A 17,908-nucleotide genomic window follows, 5' to 3' on the forward strand; every position below is an offset into this window, starting at 1 on the left:
GCTCCGCCTTCCGCGCCTTGACCCGCACCCCAGCGGCGGCGCACAACCCGGTGCGGGTCAGGGCGCAGGAGCCTAGGCCCGGCAAGGGGCGCCGTTCCGTTGTGCCCACCCGTTCCGCCCCAGCGGAACAGTTGCCCACAACGGGGTGGGCGGGGACACCGCCCCAGCGGAACGACTGCCCACAACGGGGTGGGCGGGGGCACCGCCCCGGCGGAAGCGACTGCCCACAACGGGGGGGGTGGGCACCGGCCCGGCGGGGCGACTGCTCACAGCGGGGTGGGCGGTGGGCGCCGCCCCGGCGGAAGCGGCCGTCCCGACGGACCGCCAAGTCCCCCGGCTAGCCGTCGTACTTCTCCTCCGTCGACGGGTCCAGCGCCAGCCGGTACCCCCGCTTCACCACCGTCTGGATCAGCTTCGGCGTGCCGAGGGCGGAGCGGAGGCGCGCCATCGCCGTCTCCACGGCGTGCTCGTCGCGCCCCGCCCCCGGCAGCGCCCGGAGGAGGTCGGCGCGGGAGACGACCCAGCCGGGGCGGCGGGTGAGGAGCCCGAGGAGGGCCATTCCGGCGGGCGGGACGGGGCGGAGGCCGCCGTCGACGAGGACGGCGTGCCCCCGGACCTCGACGCGGTGCCCGGCGACCGGCAGGACCCGGGAGCGGGCGGGCAGCTCCCTGCAGAGGAGCTGGACGAGCGGCCCGAGCCGGAAGCGCTCGGGCTGGTGGGTGTCGATGCCCTCGGCCTGGAGCGGCAGCGCCGTGACGGGCCCCACGCACACGGCGAGCACGTCGTGCCGGAGCGCGGCGACGAGTTCGTCCCGTACGCCCCGCTCCGCCGCCCGGGAGAAGAGGGAGGCGGCGGCCGGCGCGCTGGTGAAGGTCACGGCGTCGAGCCCGCGGGCGAGGGTCGCGTCGAGGAGCCGGTCGAGCGGGCCGAGGTCCTCGGGGGGCATCCAGCGGTAGACGGGGACGCCGACGACTTCCGCCCCGCCGGCCGTCAGCGCCTCGACGAAGCCCGGCAGGGGCTCGCCGTGGAGCTGGAGCGCGATCCGCCGCCCGGCCACGCCTTCGTCGAGGAGCCGGTCGAGGACCTCGGCCATGGACTCGGAGGAGGGCGACCAGGACTCGGTGAGTCCGGCGGCCCGTACGGCTCCCTTGACCTTGGGTCCGCGGGCGAGGAGTTCGACGTTCCGCAGGACGGCGAGGAGCTCGTCCCCGTGTCCCCAGCCCTCGGCGGCCTCGATCCAGCCCCGGAAGCCGATCGCCGTGGTGGCGACGACGACGTCCGGGGCGTGGGCAACGAGCTCCTTGGTGGCGGCGAGGAGTTCGGTGTCGTCGGCGAGGGGCACGATCCGCAGCGCGGGGCCGTGGACGACGGCCGCGCCGCGCCGGCGCAGCAGCGCGATGAGCTCGTCGGCGCGTCGTGCCGCGGTGACGCCGATCGTGAAGCCGGCGAGGGGGCCGTGTTCTTGCTCGTCCATGGGGCCTGAGCCTGACGGGGATGCGTGTCGGTCTGGGTTCGCCCGTATTTCCTGGTCGTTACGGTACGCGCCGGGCATCGGGGATCACACCCGCGCGTAGCCGGACCGGGGCTCGGGTTCCGTGACGGCCTCGGCGGTGTCGGGGACGGCGCCGGGGGCCCGAAGGTATACCGCCCAGGTGACGACCATGCAGGCCGCGTAGAAGGCGAGGAAGGCGACGAAGGCGGCGGTGCCGGTGCCGGCGGTCTGGAAGGACTGGCGGAAGGCGAGGTTGATGCCGAGGCCGCCGACCCCGCCGACGGCGCCGATGAGGCCCATGGAGGCGCCGGAGAGCCGTCGTCCGTAGGCCTCGGCGGCCTCGCCCGTGAGGCCCTTGCAATGGCCCTGGGCGAGGAAGATCGCCGGGATCATCTTGAACGTGGAGCCGTTGCCGAGGCCGCTGAGGACGAAGAGGCCGATGAAGCCGACGAGGAAGACGGCGAGGGACTCGACGACGGAGGCGTAGATCACCACCGAGGTGGCGACGGCCATCGCGGCGAAGGTGCCCAGGGTGATGCGGGCGCCGCCGTGCCGGTCGGCGAGGGAGCCGCCGACGGGCCGGATGAGGGAGCCGAGCAGCGGGCCGATGAAGGTGAGGGAGGCGGCCTGGAGGGGGGTGCGGCCGAACTGGGTCTGGAGGACGAGGCCGAAGGCGAAGCTGTAGCCGATGAAGGAGCCGAAGGTGCCGACGTAGAGGAAGGCCATGATCCAGGTGTGGCGGGCCGTGGCGGCTTCCTTGAACGCTCCGGTGTCGTTCTTCACGGGGGCGAGGTTGTCCATGAAGAGCGCGGAGCAGACGGCGGCGACGACGATCAGGGGCAGGTAGACGCCCAGCACGATCCTCGGGTGCATCGCTCCGGCGGTGCCGATGACGAGGAGGCCGACGAGCTGGACGACGGGGACGCCGATGTTGCCGCCGCCCGCGTTGAGGCCGAGGGCCCAGCCCTTCTTCCGCAGCGGGAAGAAGGCGTTGATGTTGGTCATCGAGGAGGCGAAGTTGCCGCCGCCGACGCCGGTGAGCGCGGCGACGAGGACGAAGGTGGTGTACGAGGTGCCGGGGTGCATCACCGCGAAGGCGAGGCCGGTGGGCAGCAGGAGCAGCAGGGCGCTGAAGATCGTCCAGTTGCGGCCGCCGAAGCGGGCGACGACGAAGGTGTACGGGATGCGGATCAGCGCGCCGACGAAGGTGGCGGTGCCGATGAGGAAGAACTTGCCGGCCGGGTCGACCCCGTACTGGGGGCCCATGAAGAGGACCATGACCGACCAGAGGCTCCAGACCGAGAAGCCGATGTGCTCGGAGAGGACGGAGAAGAGCAGGTTCCGTCGGGCGATCCGTTCTCCCTTCTCGCGCCAGAAGGTCTCGTCCTCCGGTTCCCAGCGTTCGATCCAGCGGCCACCCATCTCGCACCTCCACGGAGTCGGATCCCTGATGCGACCGACGCTAGGAAGGGCGCGTTTCAGGCCGGTGCCGTGAGGTGACGGTGGCGGAACCTTGCTCTCACCCGGCGTACGGGCGGCCTGTGAGCGCCCCCTCCTCCGGCAGCCCCGGCTCCCCTTCCGGCAGCCAGGCGCCGGCCGGCCGGGTGAGCCATCCCTCCCGGGCGCCCAGCTCCGCCGCCGCCCGGCGCAGGGCGTCCAGGCCGGGATGGCGGAGTCCCTTGCGCCACACCAGGCTCACGGGCGAGAGGGGGACGGGGTCGACGAGGGGCCGGATGACGCAGTCCGGCATGGAGGGGAAGTCGACGACGGCGAGGACCGGGTCGCGGTACTTGGCCATGAGCCGCCGGAACTCCTCCTTGCCGACGGCGAGCGGAGCGGGCGGGGCGATCTCGATGCCCCGGCCGGCGAAGAGGCGGGCGGCGAGGTCGGTCCACTCGGGCGTGCGGTCGTTCCCGGCGCCGGCGTAGATCCGCTCCCCGGCGAGCCGGTCGAGCGGCACCTCGGGCAGGCCGGCGAGCGGATGGTCCTCGGGGAGGACCACGGCCATCGGCTCGTACCGGACGAGCTGGGAGTCGAGCCGCGTCCGGAGCCGGGCGTCGAGTCCTCCGTAGCGGCCGAAGGAGGCGTCGATCCGGCCGGCGAGGATCTCCCGCGCGGCGCCGGTGAGTCCGCTCTCGTAGCGGGCCATCAGCTCCTGTTCGGGGGCGAGTTCGCGGGCCCGGCGCAGGACGTCCTCGGGGGCGAGGCCGGGGCTGTTGAGGTCGACGAGGAGCGGCCGGGGCGCGGCGCGGAAGGCGTCGCTCAGTTCCTCGTGGGCGGCCAACACCCGGCGGGCGTACGGGAGGAGGCGCTCGCCGTCGACGGTGAGGGCGACCTGCCGGGTGGTCCGCACGAAGAGTTCGGTGCCCAACTCCCGCTCCAGGCGCCGGATGTCGCGACTGAGCGCCTGCTGGGCGAGGTAGAGGCGGGCGGCGGCGCGGGTGAAGTGGAGCTCTTCGGCGACGGCGGTGAAGGCGCGCAGAAGGCGGGGGTCGATGTCGTACGAGGAGGTCACCACCGCCGCATTTAACATCACAGGTGCGTCAATCGCCACCGAGAAGGTGTTGGACCGGCCGGGCCCTGCCCGCGGACCCTTGATCCATGCCGCGACCGGACCTCACCCTCACCCCGGCGGGCCCGGCCCTCGCCCCCCGCTACCGCCCCGCCGCCACCCTCGCGAGGCCCGCGAGGCCCGCCAATCCCTACCTCCGTCTCTTCTCCCACCCCGGCGCCCGCGCCTTCACCGCCGGCAACCTGATCGCCCGGCTGCCCATGGGCATGTTCGGCGTCAGCGCCGTGATCATGATCGCCGCGGCGTACGGCTCCTACGCCCTGGCCGGCGCGGTCACCGCCGCCAACCTCGCCGTCGGCTCCGTCACCGGCCCGCTGATCGCGCGGCTCGTCGACCGGTACGGCCAGGCCAGGATCGCGGTCCCGGCCGCCGCCTACGCGGTCCTGGGCCATCTGGTGCTGCTGCTCTGCGTCCACGAGCGGGCCCCCGTCTGGGCGCTCTTCCTCACGACCGCCGTCACCGCCACCACCCCGAACACGGGCGGCATGTCCCGGGCCCGCTGGGCGCACCTCCTCCGGGACGACCCGGACGCGCTGCACACCGCCAACGCCTTCGAGCAGGCCGCCGACGAGCTCTGCTTCATGCTCGGCCCGGTACTGGCCGCCGTCCTGTGCTCGGCGCTCTTCCCCGAGGCCGGCACGCTCACCGCGGGCCTCCTCTTCCTCTCCGGCGTCCTGGTCTTCGCCGCCCAGCGCTCCACCGAGCCGCCGGTCGCCCCGCGCACGACGGCGGGCTCCCCGCTGCGCGCCCCCGGCATGGCGTCGCTGCTCGCGGTCTTCCTCGCCACGGGCGCCGTCTTCGGCTCCATGGAGGTGGTCGCCCTGGCGTACGTGGACGGGCCCGTCGCGGGACCGGTCCTCGCCCTCCAGGCGGCCGGCTCCTGCGCGGCGGGCCTCCTCTACGGCCGGGCCCGACGCACCGCCCGCCTGCGCACCTGCCTGGCCGCGATGACCGTCCTGATGGCGATGCCGCTGCTCGCCGCCTCGACGGGCTCCCTGCTCGCCCTGGCCGGCGGCCTCCTCGTGGCGGGCATGGCGACGGCCCCGACGATGGTGACGGGCATGGGCCTGATCCAGCGGCTCGCCCCGGCGGCGCAGCTCAACGAGGGCATGGCCCTCGCCGTGACCGCCCTCCTGGCGGGCGTCGCGGCGGGCTCGGCCGGCGGCGGCTGGGCCGCCGACCACGCGCCCTTCGCGTCCTTCGGGTTCCTGCTTCCGGTGACGGCGGCGGCGGTGGCCCTGACCCTGTGCACGGCGACCGGGGCGGGCCGGGGCTCCCGTGTCCGCGCATGACAAAGGCCCGGTGGTCGCGAACGACCACCGGGCCCGTGCCCACATGGGATGAGTGGAGATGGCGGGAATCGAACCCGCGTCCAACGGTGCGGAATCAGGGCTTCTCCGTGTGCAGTCTGGTACGAGTTTCTCAGCCCTCCGGATCACCCAGACAAGTCCGGAACGGGCTCAGTCACTGTTTGATTTCCCTCCAACCCCCGTGACCGGGGCTAGAGGTTTAGATCCCTGAATGACGCCAGGATCCGGGTCGGGACCACCCCCGGGCTGACGCTCCTCACAGAGGCTTCTGTTCGTTACCTAAAATTAGGCAGCGAGGGCGAAGCGGGAGTTATCGCTCTTGGTGTTGGCGATTATTGGTTGCGACATATGGTTTACGAGATCATTGCCGCTTCCTCGACACGCTTCCCACTGCTTCGACATCCGCTGTCGAAACCGATCATCCCCATGTTGTTTTTTCAAAAGACACACCCTCTGTGGGGTGCAGCACCCATGGTACGTGACCGACGGGTGCGGTTGCCAGCCTATTACCGGCGCTAGGCGCTCTGCGCGGCCCGCTGCCTCCGCCGGGCCGCCGCGATCGCCCGGTTCGTCTCGCGCGTGTCCTGCTTCTCCCGCAGGGTCTGGCGCTTGTCGTACTCCTTCTTGCCCTTGGCCAGCGCGATCTCGCACTTCACCCGGCCGTTCAGGAAGTACAGCGAGAGGGGCACGATCGTGTGACCCGTCTCCTGCGACTTCGACTCCAGCTTGTCGATCTCGGCCCGGTGCAGCAGCAGCTTCCGCTTCCGCTTCGCGTGGTGGTTGGTCCAGCTGCCCTGCATGTACTCGGGCACGTGGATGTTGTGCAGCCACGCCTCGTGGCCGTCGATCTGGACGAAGCCGTCGACCAGCGAGGCCCGCCCCATGCGCAGCGACTTCACCTCGGTGCCCATGAGCACCACACCGCACTCGTAGGTGTCGATGATGAGGTAGTCGTGCCGCGCCTTCTTGTTCTGCGCGATGAGCTTGCGCTCCGGCGCCTTGTCCGATGCCTTCTTCGCAGGCTTGCCCTGCACGTTCACGAGTCCCTTAGCCATAGTGCGGCCATTTTCGCACTACGAGCCCCCTCCGAGGCCACTCAATACCGTTCTCGCCCGCGCCTCGGCCCCCTCCCCCGCCGCCAGGTCCGGAGTGATGCCCCGGCCGTCGACGGCGTGCCCGGCGGGGGTGCGGTAGTGGCCGACGGTCAGCTCGGCGACGGAGCCGTCGGGCAGCGCGCTCGGCATCTGGACGGACCCCTTGCCGAAGGTCCGCGAACCGACGGTCACCGCCCGGCCCCGGTCCTGCAGGGCCCCGGTGAGCAGCTCGGCCGCGCTCATCGTGCCCCCGTCGATCAGCGCCACCAGGGGCCTGCCGGTGTCGCCGCCGCCCTCCGCGTACACGGCCCGCTGCTCGCCCTCCACGTCGTACGTGGCGACGAGCCCGCCGTCGAGGAAGGCGGAGGCGGCGGCGGCGGCCTCCGTGACCAGGCCCCCCGAGTTCCCCCGCAGGTCCAGGAGGACCCCGGCGCCGGCCGGGGCGGCCCGTACCGCGTCACGCACGCGCGTGCCCACGCCCTTGGTGAAGGCGGCGACCCGGATCAGTACGGCCCCGTCGTCGAGGCGGCGGACGGTGACCGGGTCCGTCGCGAGCCGGGCCCGGCGCAGGGTCTGCGTCCAGGCCGCGCGGCCTCGCTCGACGCGCAGGACGACGGCCGAGCCGGGAACGCCGTCGCCGCGCAGCAGGGAGACGGCCTCGGAGACGGAGAGCCCGTCGACCGGGCGCCCGTCGACGGAGACGAGCCGGTCACCGGCCCGCAGCCCGGCCCGCTCGGCGGGCCCCCCGGGCTGCACCCGCGTCACCCTGATCCCGTCCTCGCCGGCGCGGCCCGCGGAGAGGCCGACCCCGGTGTAGGCGCCGTCGAGGGCCTGCTCGAACTCGGCGTACTCCCTCTTGTCGTACACCGCGCCCCAGCGGTCCCCGCTGCGGCTGACGAACTCCTCGGCGGCCTTCTTCCCCGACTTCCCGTCGGCCATGGCCGCGGCGGCGGCCCGCGCGAGAGCGGCCCTGTCGACGGTCGCACCGCCCGCGGCGGGCCCCTCGTCGCCACCGGACGTGCCCGCCGCCTTCACCGCCTGTTCCTGCCGGGGCAGCGAACCCGTGGCGGCGGCGGTGGCGAGGACGCCGGTGAAGACCAACGTCAGAACGGCCCCACGGAGCACTCCGCGGGGCCGGATACAGAGATCGTCGGTGCCGGTCGACATGCCGCCCACTCTAGGACAAGGCGATGGCGCCGCACGGGTTTTGGCCGTACGACGCCATTCACCGTCAGAAGTGTCTTCTCACACCTTCAGGTACTTGCGCAGCGCGATGAAGGCGGCCACGGCGGGCATGAGGAGCCCGATGGCGATCACCAGCGGCAGCTTGGCGAGGACGGCGTCCCAGCCGATGAAGTTGACCAGCTGCATCTTCTCGGCGAGCGCGATGCCGTGGTCGATCAGGAAGTACCGGCCGACGAGCAGCAGCACACAGGCGACGGCGCCGCCGAGGAGTCCGGCGAAGGCGGCCTCCATGATGAACGGCATCTGGATGTAGAAGCTGGACGCGCCGACGAGCCGCATGATGCCGGTCTCACGGCGGCGGCTGAAGGCCGAGACGCGCACGGTGTTGACGATCAGCATCAGCGCGATGATCAGCATCAGGCCCATGACGCCGAGGGCGGCGATGTTCATGCCGTTCATCAGGTCGAAGAGGTTCTGCAGGATGTTCCGCTGGTCCTGGACCGACTCGACACCGTCCCGGCCGGCGAAGGCCGTGGCGACGACCTTGTACTTCTCCGGGTCCTTGAGCTTGACCCGGAACGACTCCTGCATCTGGTCCGGCGTCACCACGGAGGCGATGGCGGTGTCGCCGTACTGCTCCTTGTAGTGCTTGAACGCCTGGTCGGCCGACTCGTGCATGACGGACTCGACGATGTCCATCTTCTTCAGGTCGGCCTCGATCTGCTCCTTCTGCTGGCCGGTGACCGCGCCCTTGGCGCACTTGGCCGCCGTGGCCGCGTCCGCCTTGTTGCAGAGGAAGATGGAGACGTTGACCTTGTCGTACCAGTAGTCCTTCATCGTGCTGACCTGCTCGCGCATGAGCAGCGCGCCGCCGAAGAGGGCGAGCGAGAGGGCCACGGAGACGATGACGGCGAAGGTCATCGTGAGATTGCGCCGGAGACCGACACCGATCTCGGAGAGCACGAACTGAGCGCGCATGGTGTTCTGTTTCCCCCGCCGTCAGTGCTGGTATCCGTAGACGCCGCGCGCCTGGTCGCGGACGAGGCGGCCCTTTTCGAGCTCGATGACGCGCTTGCGCATCTGGTCGACGATGTTCTGGTCGTGGGTCGCCATGACGACGGTGGTCCCTGTCCTGTTGATCCGGTCGAGCAGCTTCATGATGCCGACGGAGGTCTGCGGGTCGAGGTTGCCGGTGGGCTCGTCGGCGATCAGCAGCATCGGCCGGTTGACGAAGGCCCGGGCGATGGCGACGCGCTGCTGCTCACCGCCGGAGAGCTCGCCCGGCATCCGGTCCTCCTTGCCGCCGAGTCCGACCAGGTCGAGCACCTGCGGCACGGCCTTGCGGATCTCACCGCGCGGCTTGCCGATGACCTCCTGGGCGAAGGCCACGTTCTCGGCGACGGTCTTGTTGGGCAGCAGGCGGAAGTCCTGGAAGACGGTGCCGAGCTGACGCCGCATCTGCGGCACCTTCCAGTTGGAGAGCCGGGCCAGGTCCTTGCCGAGGACGTGCACCTGGCCCTGGCTGGCACGCTCCTCGCGCAGGAGCAGTCGCAGGAAAGTCGACTTTCCGGAGCCGGAGGAACCGACGAGGAAGACGAACTCGCCCTTCTCGATCTCCAGGGAGACGTCCCGGAGCGCGGGGCGGCTCTGCTTCGGATAGGACTTGGAGACGTTGTCGAATCGGATCACGGATGCACCACGGTCGGCCGGGAGTAGGTGTGCGTGACCTTACGCGACCGGGGATGGCCCGCGCAGTCGCGGTCCTGGCTTGCGCCGTTTATCCTTTTTAGTCCCTCCGGACCGAAGCCGGGCAATCCGGCGGGGCGCGCCGAAACGCCGCGGAGCTGGCACAGTGGTAGGGGAACGTCCCGATCCCCCCGGACGTTGTCCTGGTGTGTACCCCAGTGCGGGAGGAGGAGAGCGCATGACCTACGACCGACTGGTGTGCGCCAACTGCGCGGCCCCGGTCGCCGAGGGCCGCTGCCCTGTCTGCCGCGCGAACCGGGAGCGTCTGACCCCTCAGGGGCTGTCCCCCGCGATGCTGCTGACGTTGGCGATCGCCCTGCTCGCGGCGATCGCGTTGCTCGCGGCCGTCCAGACGGTGTAGCCCGAGCCGGATGCGTGAGAAGGGCCGGGGAGCGCTCGCTCCCCGGCCCTTCGTCGTGCGTCACGCGTCCGGGCGAATGCCTCAGACGGCGGCGCGGCCGCCGCCGACGAGACGCGGCAGCATGCGGAAGCCGATGCCACCGGCGATCATGGTCGCGGCACCGATGACCAGGAACGAGGTCTCGGCCGCACCGGTCTCGGCGAGCTCCTCCTTCGCCTCACCCTGCTGGACCGGCTGCGAGCCGCCCTGGTTGGGGTCGGTGTTGTTCGGGGTGTCCACGCACTCGGCGCCGTCGAGGTCGACGGTGCAGGTGCCGGCGTCACCGCCGGTGGACGAACCGCCACCGGTGGAGGTGGAGCCGCCGTTGGTGGAGGACGAACCGCCGTCGGCGGACGAGCCGCCGGTCACGGTGGAGGAACCGCCGTTGGAGGCCGCACCACCGTTGGAGGCCGCACCACCGTTGGAGGCCGCGCCGCCGTTGGAGGCCGCACCACCGTCGGCAGCAGCGCCACCGTCGGCAGCAGCACCGCCATCAGCGGCAGCGCCACCGTCAGCGGCCGCACCGCCATCGGCAGCCGCACCACCATCAGCAGCAGCACCACCGTCGGCAGCAGCACCGCCATCGGCAGCAGCACCACCGTCAGCGGCAGCACCGCCATCAGCGGCAGCGCCACCGTCGGCAGCCGCACCACCGTCGGCGGCAGCGCCACCATCGGCAGCCGCACCACCATCAGCGGCAGCGCCACCATCGGCAGCCGCACCACCATCAGCGGCAGCGCCACCGTCAGCGGCCGCACCACCATCGGCAGCCGCGCCACCGTCAGCGGCAGCGCCACCATCGGCAGCAGCGCCACCGTCAGCGGCCGCACCACCCGCGGCGGCCGCGGCGGCCGCGCCGCCGCTGACGGTCCCGCCGCCGAGCCCGCCGCCGGTCTCCTCCTCGCCTTCCTGGATACCGATACTCACGTCCAGGGTCTGGCCGGAGTCGGTTCCGAACCCGCCGACGGCCTGCGCGGCACCAGCCGCCGTCAGGGACGCACCGGCGACGATCACGGCACTGGCCGCGACCCGCACCAGGCGGACTCGCGTCTTGTTGGTCATCTGGCTGCTACCCCCAGTAGCTCATCTCGTCATGGGGCAGCGCTCGGGCCTCGCGCGGCAGGGGCGGTGTCACGACTGGACCGGCCCCCGTTCACACGCGTCCCAGAAAAGCGCATGCCAGTACGCCACCCTTCCGAGTTTCCGATGAAGCGTCAAGGTCGTTGCGCGTGCGATGCCCGAAAGATCACCAGGTGACCGACATGCGACGATGCAACTGTGACGTAAACCCTGAACTCCGGGCCCGGCAACGTCAGTTCCCTTGTCGACAAAGCGTCCCGACGGTCTCGCTGCCGCTTGCGTCAGCGAATCCGCAGGGGGCGGCGGAACGACACCGGGCCCCGCACCGAAAGGTGCGGGGCCCGGCCGGAACCACGGAGGGGTTACTTGTCCTGCTGCTTGCGCCAGCGGATGCCCGCCTCCAGGAAGCCGTCGATCTCGCCGTCCAGGACGGACTGCGGGTTGCCGACCTCGAACTCCGTACGGAGGTCCTTGACCATCTGGTACGGGTGGAGCACGTACGAACGCATCTGGTTGCCCCAGGAGCTGCCGCTGTCCTTGAGGGCGTCCATCTTGGCGCGCTCCTCCTGGCGCTGACGCTCCAGGAGCTTGGCCTGGAGGACGTTCATGGCGCTCGCCTTGTTCTGGATCTGGGAGCGCTCGTTCTGGCAGGAGACGACGATGCCGGTCGGGAGGTGCGTGATGCGCACGGCCGAGTCGGTCGTGTTGACGCCCTGGCCGCCGGGGCCCGAGGCGCGGTACACGTCGACGCGCAGCTCCGACTCGTCGATCTCGACGTGGTCGGAGGACTCGACGACGGGGAGGATCTCGACGCCGGCGAAGGAGGTCTGACGGCGGCCCTGGTTGTCGAAGGGCGAGATGCGGACGAGCCGGTGGGTGCCCTGCTCGACGGAGAGCGTGCCGTAGGCGTACGGGGCCTTGACCACGAAGGTGGTGGACTTGATGCCCGCCTCTTCCGCGTACGAGGTCTCGTAGATCTCCGTCGGGTAGCCGTGGCGCTCCGCCCAGCGCAGGTACATGCGCTGGAGCCGCTCGGCGAAGTCGGAGGCGTCGACGCCGCCGGCCTCGGCCCGGATGTTGACCAGGGCCTCGCGCTCGTCGTACTCGCCGGAGAGGAGGGTGCGGACCTCCATCTCGTCGAGGGCCTTGCGGACGGAGCCCAGCTCCGCCTCGGCCTCGGCGAGGGTGTCCGGGTCGTCCATCTCCTCGGCGAGCTCGAAGAGCACCGCGAGGTCGTCGATCCGGCCGCGCAGGGTCTCGGCCTTGCGGACCTCGGCCTGGAGGTGCGAAAGCTTGCTCGTGATCTTCTGCGCCGCCTCCGGGTCGTCCCACAGGGACGGGGCCGCGGCCTGCTCTTCGAGCACGGCGATGTCTGCCCTCAGCTTCTCGAGGTCCAGGACGGCCTCGATCGACCCCATGGTCGAGGAGAGGGACTTCAGCTCTTCGGATACATCGACGACTGCCACGCGTCCAGCGTAACGGCTCCGGGCCGGGAGCCGAACCTACGGCTGGGAGGACTGCTTGGAGTCCTGCGGCGGTGCCTCCCCGTCACCGGAGGCCGCCAGGTAGCCGCCGGCGCCGAGCGCGCCCGCGACCACGAGCGCCGCGACGGTGAGGGTGATCCTTCTCTTGCGGACCGCGCCCGCCTTGTGGCGGGCCGAGCCGGGGCGGCGGGCGCCGGAGGGGCGCGGGGCGCGGGCGGTGCCGAGGGGGCCGCCGGAGAGCTCGTCGGGGGCCGGGACCCGCATGGAGGTGTGGGTGTCGCGGTTGGAGTCGGCGGAGGCGCCGGGGACGAGCGGGACGGCGGCGCGGCGGGGGCCCGGCTCGCCCGTGCCCGTGGCGGTGGCGTACGCGTCCTCCTCGTACGGCTCCGGGGCCGGTTCCGCGCCCGGCTCGTCGACGTCCAGCGGCGGGATGCCCTTGAGCAGCGGCAGGACGTCCCCGAGGCGGGCGGCGAGCTCGGAGGCGCGCAGCCGGGAGGCGGGGGCCTTGGCGAGGCACTGGACGATCGTCTGCCACAGCTCCTCGGGAATGCCGGGCAGCGGGACGACGGTCTCGGTGACGTGGCGGCGCAGGACCGCGCCGGGGTGGCCACCGCCGAACGGGGTGAAGCCGGCCAGCAGCTCGTACAGGACGGTCGCGAGGGCGTAGATGTCGACGGCGGCGCGCGGCGGGAGGCCTTCGACGATCTCGGGGGCGAGGTAGTCGGGTGTGCCGATGATCCGGGTGGCCTTGGTGCGGCCGGGGGTGTCGATCAGCTTGGCGACGCCGAAGTCGGTGAGGAGGGCGGGGTGGGCGCCGCCGGGGCCGAGCGGGCCCTCCATGTCGAGCAGGATGTTCTCCGGCTTGACGTCCCGGTGGACGACGCCGGCGGCGTGCGCGGCGGCGAGGGCCTCGGCGACGTCGGCGACGATCGCGACGGCGGCCTCGGGGGCGAGCCGCCGCTCCCGGTCGAGCCGGGTGCGCAGGTCGGTGCCGCGGACGAGGTCCATGACGAGGGCGAGGTCGTTGCCGTCGACGACGAGGTCGCGGACCTTGACGACCCGGGGGTGGTCGAGGCCGAGCAGTGCGGTCCGCTCCTGGACGAAGCGGCTGACGAGTTCCTGGTCGGAGGCCAGGTCCTCGCGCAGCAGTTTGACGGCGACGGGCCCTTCGGGTCCCTCGCCGAGCCACACCGTTCCGGCGCTGCCCCGCCCGAGGATCTGGTGGGCGGTGTAGCGGCTGCCGATGTTCCGTGCCAAGACTGCTCCCTCAGCGGCTGCGGTTCTCGACAAAGCTACGCGTCCACGGCCGCCGGTCTCGACTTCCGAGGGGAAATCACCCCTCGGAAGTCGACAAATCGGCAGTGTTACTGCCCCGTACCGCCGGTAGCACCCCCGGAACCGGTGGCGTCGCCGATCGAGGAGATCCAGTCGGTCACGGTCGAGATGCCGTCGCCGATGGCCTCCCAGTAGCCCTTGCCCTGGGCGACCCAGTCCTGGAGCGGGGTGAGCTCCCAGACGAGCCAGCCGGCGACCACGAACAGGACGATCATGATCAGGCAGCCCTTGAGGCAGCCGAGACCGGGGATCCGCACCGGGTTCGCGCTGCGCTGGCGCGGCGGGCGCGGCTCGCGGGGCGCGGGGGCCTGGGGCGGCGGCTGCGGCGGCGCGTACTGCTGCTGGGGCGGGGCGTACTGCTGCTGCGGGGGCGGCGGGGGCGCGTACTGCTGCGGCTGCTGCTGGTACGGCTGGGGCGCGGGGCGCTGCGGGGCCGGGCGCTGTTGCTGCTGGTACGGCTGGGGCGGCTGCTGCCCGTACGCGCCGGGGCGGGCGTCCCGCGGCGGCTGCGGCCGGCGCTGCGGGCGGCGGCGCAGGGGGTCCTCGCTCGGGTCGAGGTACTGCACCTGCGTCTGCTCGTTGCGGTCGCGGACCTGCCGCAGCTGGCTCTGCCAGGGGTGCGGATCCTCCGCGGGAGGGTTCTGCGGTACGGGGGGCATGACGGCCGTCGGGTCGGCGGCGCCCGCCGGGCCGCTGGTCGGCATGACGCTGGTCGCGCCGGCGGGATCGTACTGGGGCGTCCCGGCCCCGGCGGCGCCGGTGGGCAGCACCTGCGTCGGGTCGGCGGCGCCCGGGGTCTGCGTCTCCGGGGTGCCGGGGACCGGCGCGGGCGCCGGGTCCGGGGCGAGGAGCGCGCCCACGCCCTCCGCCGCCTCGATCTGGGCGGGCGTGGCGTGCACGCCGATGCCCGCGGCGACGGCGCGCAGGCCCCGGGCGAGGTTCACGGCGCTCGGCCGCTGGTCCGGGTTCTTGCTGAGGCAGCGCTCTATGACCGTCCACAGGGGTCCGGGCACGGTCGAGGGGCGGCGCGGCTCCTCGCTGAGGTGGCGGTGGAGGACCTCCAGGGCGGTGCCGCCCGCGAACGGGGGCCGGCCGGTGACCAGCTCGTAGAGGAGGATGCCGGCGCCGTAGATGTCGACGGCGGAGGTCTGCGGGCGGCCCTCGGCGGACTCGGGCGCCACGTACGCGGGGGTGCCGACGAACTCGTGGGTGCGGGTCAGGCCCGGGGAGTCCGCGAGGCGCGCGATGCCGAAGTCGGTCAGCATCGGGTGCATCTCGCCGCCCTGCTCGGCGAGCAGGACGTTGGCCGGCTTGAGGTCGCGGTGGACGACGCCGTCGGCGTGGCTGGCGGCGAGCGCGTCGGCGATCTGGGCGGTGAGGAGGGCGGCCGCGACCGGGGTGAGCGGGCCGCTCTCCCTGATGTACCGGTGCAGGTCGGGGCCCTCGACGAGGTCCATGACGAGGGCGAGGACATCGCCCTCGACGACCAGGTCGCGGGTGCGCACGATGTTCGGATGGGTCAGCCGGAGCAGCACGGACCGCTCGCGCAGGAAGCGCATCACGATGTCCGCGTCGTTGGCCAGCTCCTCCTTGAGGACCTTGATCGCGACGGTCTCGCCGGGCTGGCCGGGCACGGCCGCCTCGGCGCCCGCCGTCTCCCGCTGGCGGGCTCGCCAGACGGTGCCCGTGGCGCCGCGGCCGAGCGGCTCCTCGAGCAGGTACTTGCTGCCGATAGGCCGCACGTCACGCGCTCCCTGCTGATCGTGGTCCTGGGGTGGTCCCCGGGGTGTCCCCCGGGATCCCTGTCCTCTGTTGCCCCGGGTCCTGTCCTCTGTTGTGACCCGTCCGGGTGTCCGACCCACTTTAGTGCCGCCGAACGGGTCGCAGGCCGGTCGTCCACAGGCCGGTTCCGCTGCCGTCTCCGGGTCTCGCCGGGTGGTCGGAGCGAACGGAACTTGTCCGGAAGAAGACGCTCCACGGCGGGTGACGGTTGCCAGGCATGGTCCGAAGGCATGCCCAACCAGGCTATTTCTCGCCCACTGCCGAACATTCAAGATCATTTGCGACCGACCCGCGGGCGTGTTGTCGGTGGCAGGTGCGAGGATGCCTCCAGCACGTCGCGTCGACGGGGTCGGGAGCCCCCGCGCCGTGCCGACCTGTACCGGGCGACGCGTCCGTGCCGGGTGGGGGGAGACACAGGGCGGTTCCCCCCTGCCGAGCCGGCTCGCGCAGAAGGGACCGCTGACGGCGATGCAGATCCGGCTGACCGTCCTCGCGCCGTACGCCGGCCACGGCGCCGGGCGCGCCTGCGACGTGCTCGTCACGGCCCCCGCCGGGACGGCTCTCGCCGCCGTGGCCTCGAACCTCGCCGCCGCCGTCACCGGCCCCGACACCTCCGCCTCGGGCACGACCGTGCTCTACGCGGGCGCGGAGCGGCTCGACGGGCGGCGCTGCGTCCTCGGCGAGCCCCCGCTGGTCGACGGCGCGGTCCTCTCCCTCCAGGTCCCCGGCCCTGACGACCGGGTCGACGAGACGGCCTTCGCCCGGCTGCACGTGGTGGCCGGCCCGGACGCGGGCGGAGTGCACCTGCTGCACGGCGGAGCGATCAGAATCGGCCGTTCCGTCGACGCCGACGTGCCCCTCGACGACCCCGACGTCTCCCGCGCCCACTGCACGGTGACCGTCGGCGAGGACGGCCGGGTCACGGTCTCCGACCGCGGCTCGACGAACGGCACGACGCTCGACGGCGTGCCCGTCGGCGACCGCCCGGTGCCGCTCCGCCCGGGCGCGCTGCTGCGCCTCGGCGAGTCCGCCCTCCGGCTGACGGGCCCCGCGGGCTCCCCGGGCTCCCTCGGCGGCACGGACGCGGTGGCGACCGCCCCGGACGGCGAGGGCCACCTGCGCGTCGCGGCCGGGACGCCCCTGCCGGACCGCACCGGGCAGGTGGGACCGGGCGACGACACCACCCACGGCGGAGCGCGCGGCATCGCCTACGGCGAGGTCTACGACGGGGACCACGCGCACGCGGGGGACCCGCACGACGACCGCTCCGGCCACGACGACGGCGAGCCGCACGGCAGGACCCGGCCGACCGACCGCACCCGGGACCGGCGAGACGCGCCCGCGGCGGCGCCCGCGCCCACGCGCGGCGGCAGGCGCGGGCTCGGCGCGTGGGCCCGGCGTCTCGCGGGCGGCCGCGAGGAGCTCCCGGCCCCCGCCGGCCTCCACGACTCCCCGGACACGCACGCGGGCACCCGGCCCGGCCCCGGCGTCCGGGACGGCGCCCCCGGCCCCGTACCGCGCGCCGACACCTGGCCCGACCCGGCCACCGTCCTGCTCACCGCCCTCGGCCCGGGCCCCCGGCTCTGGGAGCGGGCCCCGGGCCACCCCGAGTCCCTGGTGGTCCGGCTCGGCACCACCGACCGCGCCGAGCTCTCCGGCGTGCCGGTCACCGTCGGACTGCGCGAGGCCGGGTCCCTCGGCCTGGCCGGCCCCGGCGACCGGCTCACCGGGCTCGCGCGCTCGGTCGTGGCCCAGCTCGCCGCCCTGCACTCCCCCTCCGACCTGGAGATCGTCCTCATCAGCGCCGACCGGAACCGCTCCCTGGAGGAGCGGCGCCGCGCCTGGGGCTGGCTCGGCTGGCTCCCCCACGTCCGGCCGGCCCACGGCCAGGACTGCCGGCTGCTCCTGGCGTACGACCGCGACCAGGCCCACGCGCGTACGGCCGAGCTGACCCGGCGGCTCGACGACGGCCCGCTCGGCCCCGGCTGGCCCAGCGCCGACCGCGCGTCCGTCGCCGAGGCCGCCGCCCGCCACGACGGACCGACGACGGTCGTCGTCGTCGACGGCGACCCCGGATCGGCGGCCCTCCGCGAGACGGTCGCGCGCCTCGCGGGCGCGGGCGCCGCGGCCGGCATCCACCTCCTGTGCCTCGCCGAGGCGCCTTCCGCCACCCCCGACTCGCCCGTGGCCGCCACGTACGAGGCCGCGTGCGCCGCGTCCCTCGCCTTCCGCGAGTGCGGGGCCGCGACGCTCCTGAGCGGTGACGTGGCGACGGCCCTGCGGCTGCTCCGAACCTCCGGCGGGCGGCTCGCGGGCCACGGCACCGTCGGCGTCGTCGACGCGGTCTCCGTCGCCTGGGCCGAGCGGTTCGGCCGGGCCCTCGCCCCGCTGCGTCCCGAGACGGCCGCGGCGCCGGGCGCCCGGGCCG

The 17,908-nt window shown here is 73.2% G+C and carries 15 protein-coding genes and 1 other RNA gene; 3 read left to right on the forward strand and 13 right to left on the reverse strand.

Going from position 1 to position 17,908, the window contains the following annotated elements:
• Nucleotides 1–337 precede the first annotated feature (337 nt).
• From ABZ318_RS33750 to ABZ318_RS33760, 3 genes are all read right to left on the reverse strand, one after another.
• The gene (locus tag ABZ318_RS33750; RefSeq protein WP_356906251.1) at nt 338–1,474 is read right to left on the reverse strand and encodes a uroporphyrinogen-III synthase; all 1,137 of its coding nucleotides are present in this window, start codon (nt 1,472–1,474) and stop codon (nt 338–340) included.
• 84 nt (nt 1,475–1,558) lie between these two features.
• Nucleotides 1,559–2,914: a nitrate/nitrite transporter gene (locus ABZ318_RS33755; protein WP_356906252.1), complete on the reverse strand. Its 1,356-nt coding sequence runs from the start codon at nt 2,912–2,914 to the stop codon at nt 1,559–1,561.
• A gap of 97 nt (nt 2,915–3,011) precedes the next feature.
• On the reverse strand, nt 3,012–4,025 hold the full coding sequence (locus tag ABZ318_RS33760; RefSeq protein WP_356906253.1) for a LysR family transcriptional regulator: 1,014 nt from the start codon (nt 4,023–4,025) through the stop codon (nt 3,012–3,014).
• A 68-nt stretch (nt 4,026–4,093) separates the two neighbouring features.
• On the opposite strand from ABZ318_RS33760, the gene ABZ318_RS33765 reads away from it, so the two are divergent.
• Nucleotides 4,094–5,356 carry an MFS transporter gene (locus ABZ318_RS33765; protein ID WP_356906254.1) on the forward strand — a complete coding sequence of 421 codons (1,263 nt, stop codon included), beginning with the start codon at nt 4,094–4,096 and terminating at the stop codon, nt 5,354–5,356.
• 50 nt (nt 5,357–5,406) lie between these two features.
• Here ABZ318_RS33765 and ssrA read toward each other — a convergent pair.
• From ssrA to ftsE, 5 genes are all read right to left on the reverse strand, one after another.
• Nucleotides 5,407–5,800, reverse strand: a transfer-messenger RNA (tmRNA) gene (ssrA, locus tag ABZ318_RS33770).
• Nucleotides 5,801–5,889: 89 nt separating this feature from the next.
• Nucleotides 5,890–6,429 carry an SsrA-binding protein SmpB gene (smpB, locus tag ABZ318_RS33775; protein ID WP_356906255.1) on the reverse strand — a complete coding sequence of 180 codons (540 nt, stop codon included), beginning with the start codon at nt 6,427–6,429 and terminating at the stop codon, nt 5,890–5,892.
• An 18-nt stretch (nt 6,430–6,447) separates the two neighbouring features.
• Nucleotides 6,448–7,635 carry a S41 family peptidase gene (locus tag ABZ318_RS33780; protein WP_356906256.1) on the reverse strand — a complete coding sequence of 396 codons (1,188 nt, stop codon included), beginning with the start codon at nt 7,633–7,635 and terminating at the stop codon, nt 6,448–6,450.
• Between the two features lie 78 nt (nt 7,636–7,713).
• Entirely contained in the window at nt 7,714–8,631 is a 918-nt protein-coding gene (ftsX, locus tag ABZ318_RS33785) for a permease-like cell division protein FtsX (protein WP_356906257.1), read from the reverse strand.
• Between the two features lie 21 nt (nt 8,632–8,652).
• Entirely contained in the window at nt 8,653–9,342 is a 690-nt protein-coding gene (gene ftsE / locus ABZ318_RS33790; protein ID WP_030692056.1) for a cell division ATP-binding protein FtsE, read from the reverse strand.
• A gap of 235 nt (nt 9,343–9,577) precedes the next feature.
• Between ftsE and ABZ318_RS33795 the strand changes: the two genes are divergently transcribed.
• Nucleotides 9,578–9,760, forward strand: coding sequence for a hypothetical protein (locus tag ABZ318_RS33795; protein ID WP_030692057.1), 183 nt, complete (start codon nt 9,578–9,580; stop codon nt 9,758–9,760).
• A gap of 81 nt (nt 9,761–9,841) precedes the next feature.
• Here ABZ318_RS33795 and ABZ318_RS33800 read toward each other — a convergent pair whose 3' ends face one another.
• The 5 genes from ABZ318_RS33800 to ABZ318_RS33820 form a co-directional block, all read right to left on the reverse strand.
• Entirely contained in the window at nt 9,842–10,168 is a 327-nt protein-coding gene (locus ABZ318_RS33800) for an LPXTG cell wall anchor domain-containing protein (RefSeq protein WP_356906258.1), read from the reverse strand.
• Complete coding sequence (locus ABZ318_RS33805; RefSeq protein ID WP_356906259.1) at nt 10,165–10,614, reverse strand: hypothetical protein; 450 nt, start codon at nt 10,612–10,614, stop codon at nt 10,165–10,167. Before ABZ318_RS33805 ends, ABZ318_RS33800 begins: the two co-directional genes overlap by 4 nt.
• Before the next feature lie 627 nt (nt 10,615–11,241).
• Entirely contained in the window at nt 11,242–12,345 is a 1,104-nt protein-coding gene (prfB, locus tag ABZ318_RS33810; RefSeq protein ID WP_356906260.1) for a peptide chain release factor 2, read from the reverse strand.
• Nucleotides 12,346–12,381: 36 nt separating this feature from the next.
• Complete coding sequence (locus ABZ318_RS33815) at nt 12,382–13,620, reverse strand: protein kinase (protein ID WP_356906261.1); 1,239 nt, start codon at nt 13,618–13,620, stop codon at nt 12,382–12,384.
• Between the two features lie 107 nt (nt 13,621–13,727).
• Nucleotides 13,728–15,440 (reverse strand): serine/threonine-protein kinase, encoded by a 1,713-nt coding sequence (locus tag ABZ318_RS33820; RefSeq protein ID WP_356906262.1) that lies wholly within the window; start codon nt 15,438–15,440, stop codon nt 13,728–13,730.
• Between the two features lie 508 nt (nt 15,441–15,948).
• Between ABZ318_RS33820 and ABZ318_RS33825 the strand changes: the two genes are divergently transcribed.
• On the forward strand, nt 15,949–17,908 hold a 1,960-nt coding region (locus ABZ318_RS33825), incomplete at its 3' end, for an FHA domain-containing protein (RefSeq protein WP_356906263.1).

The organism is Streptomyces sp. NPDC006197 (assembly GCF_040613865.1).
GTDB lineage: Bacteria > Actinomycetota > Actinomycetes > Streptomycetales > Streptomycetaceae > Streptomyces.

Excerpts from the sequence above, each read along its gene's own strand:
- smpB (WP_356906255.1), bottom strand. The coding sequence starts at position 6,429 with ATGGCTAAGGGACTCGTGAACGTGCAGGGCAAGCCTGCGAAGAAGGCA.
- ftsX (WP_356906257.1), bottom strand. The coding sequence starts at position 8,631 with ATGCGCGCTCAGTTCGTGCTCTCCGAGATCGGTGTCGGTCTCCGGCGC.
- ABZ318_RS33760 (WP_356906253.1), bottom strand. The coding sequence starts at position 4,025 with ATGTTAAATGCGGCGGTGGTGACCTCCTCGTACGACATCGACCCCCGC.
- ABZ318_RS33780 (WP_356906256.1), bottom strand. The coding sequence starts at position 7,635 with ATGTCGACCGGCACCGACGATCTCTGTATCCGGCCCCGCGGAGTGCTC.
- ABZ318_RS33795 (WP_030692057.1), top strand. The coding sequence starts at position 9,578 with ATGACCTACGACCGACTGGTGTGCGCCAACTGCGCGGCCCCGGTCGCC.
- ABZ318_RS33750 (WP_356906251.1), bottom strand. The coding sequence starts at position 1,474 with ATGGACGAGCAAGAACACGGCCCCCTCGCCGGCTTCACGATCGGCGTC.
- ABZ318_RS33765 (WP_356906254.1), top strand. The coding sequence starts at position 4,094 with ATGCCGCGACCGGACCTCACCCTCACCCCGGCGGGCCCGGCCCTCGCC.
- ABZ318_RS33755 (WP_356906252.1), bottom strand. The coding sequence starts at position 2,914 with ATGGGTGGCCGCTGGATCGAACGCTGGGAACCGGAGGACGAGACCTTC.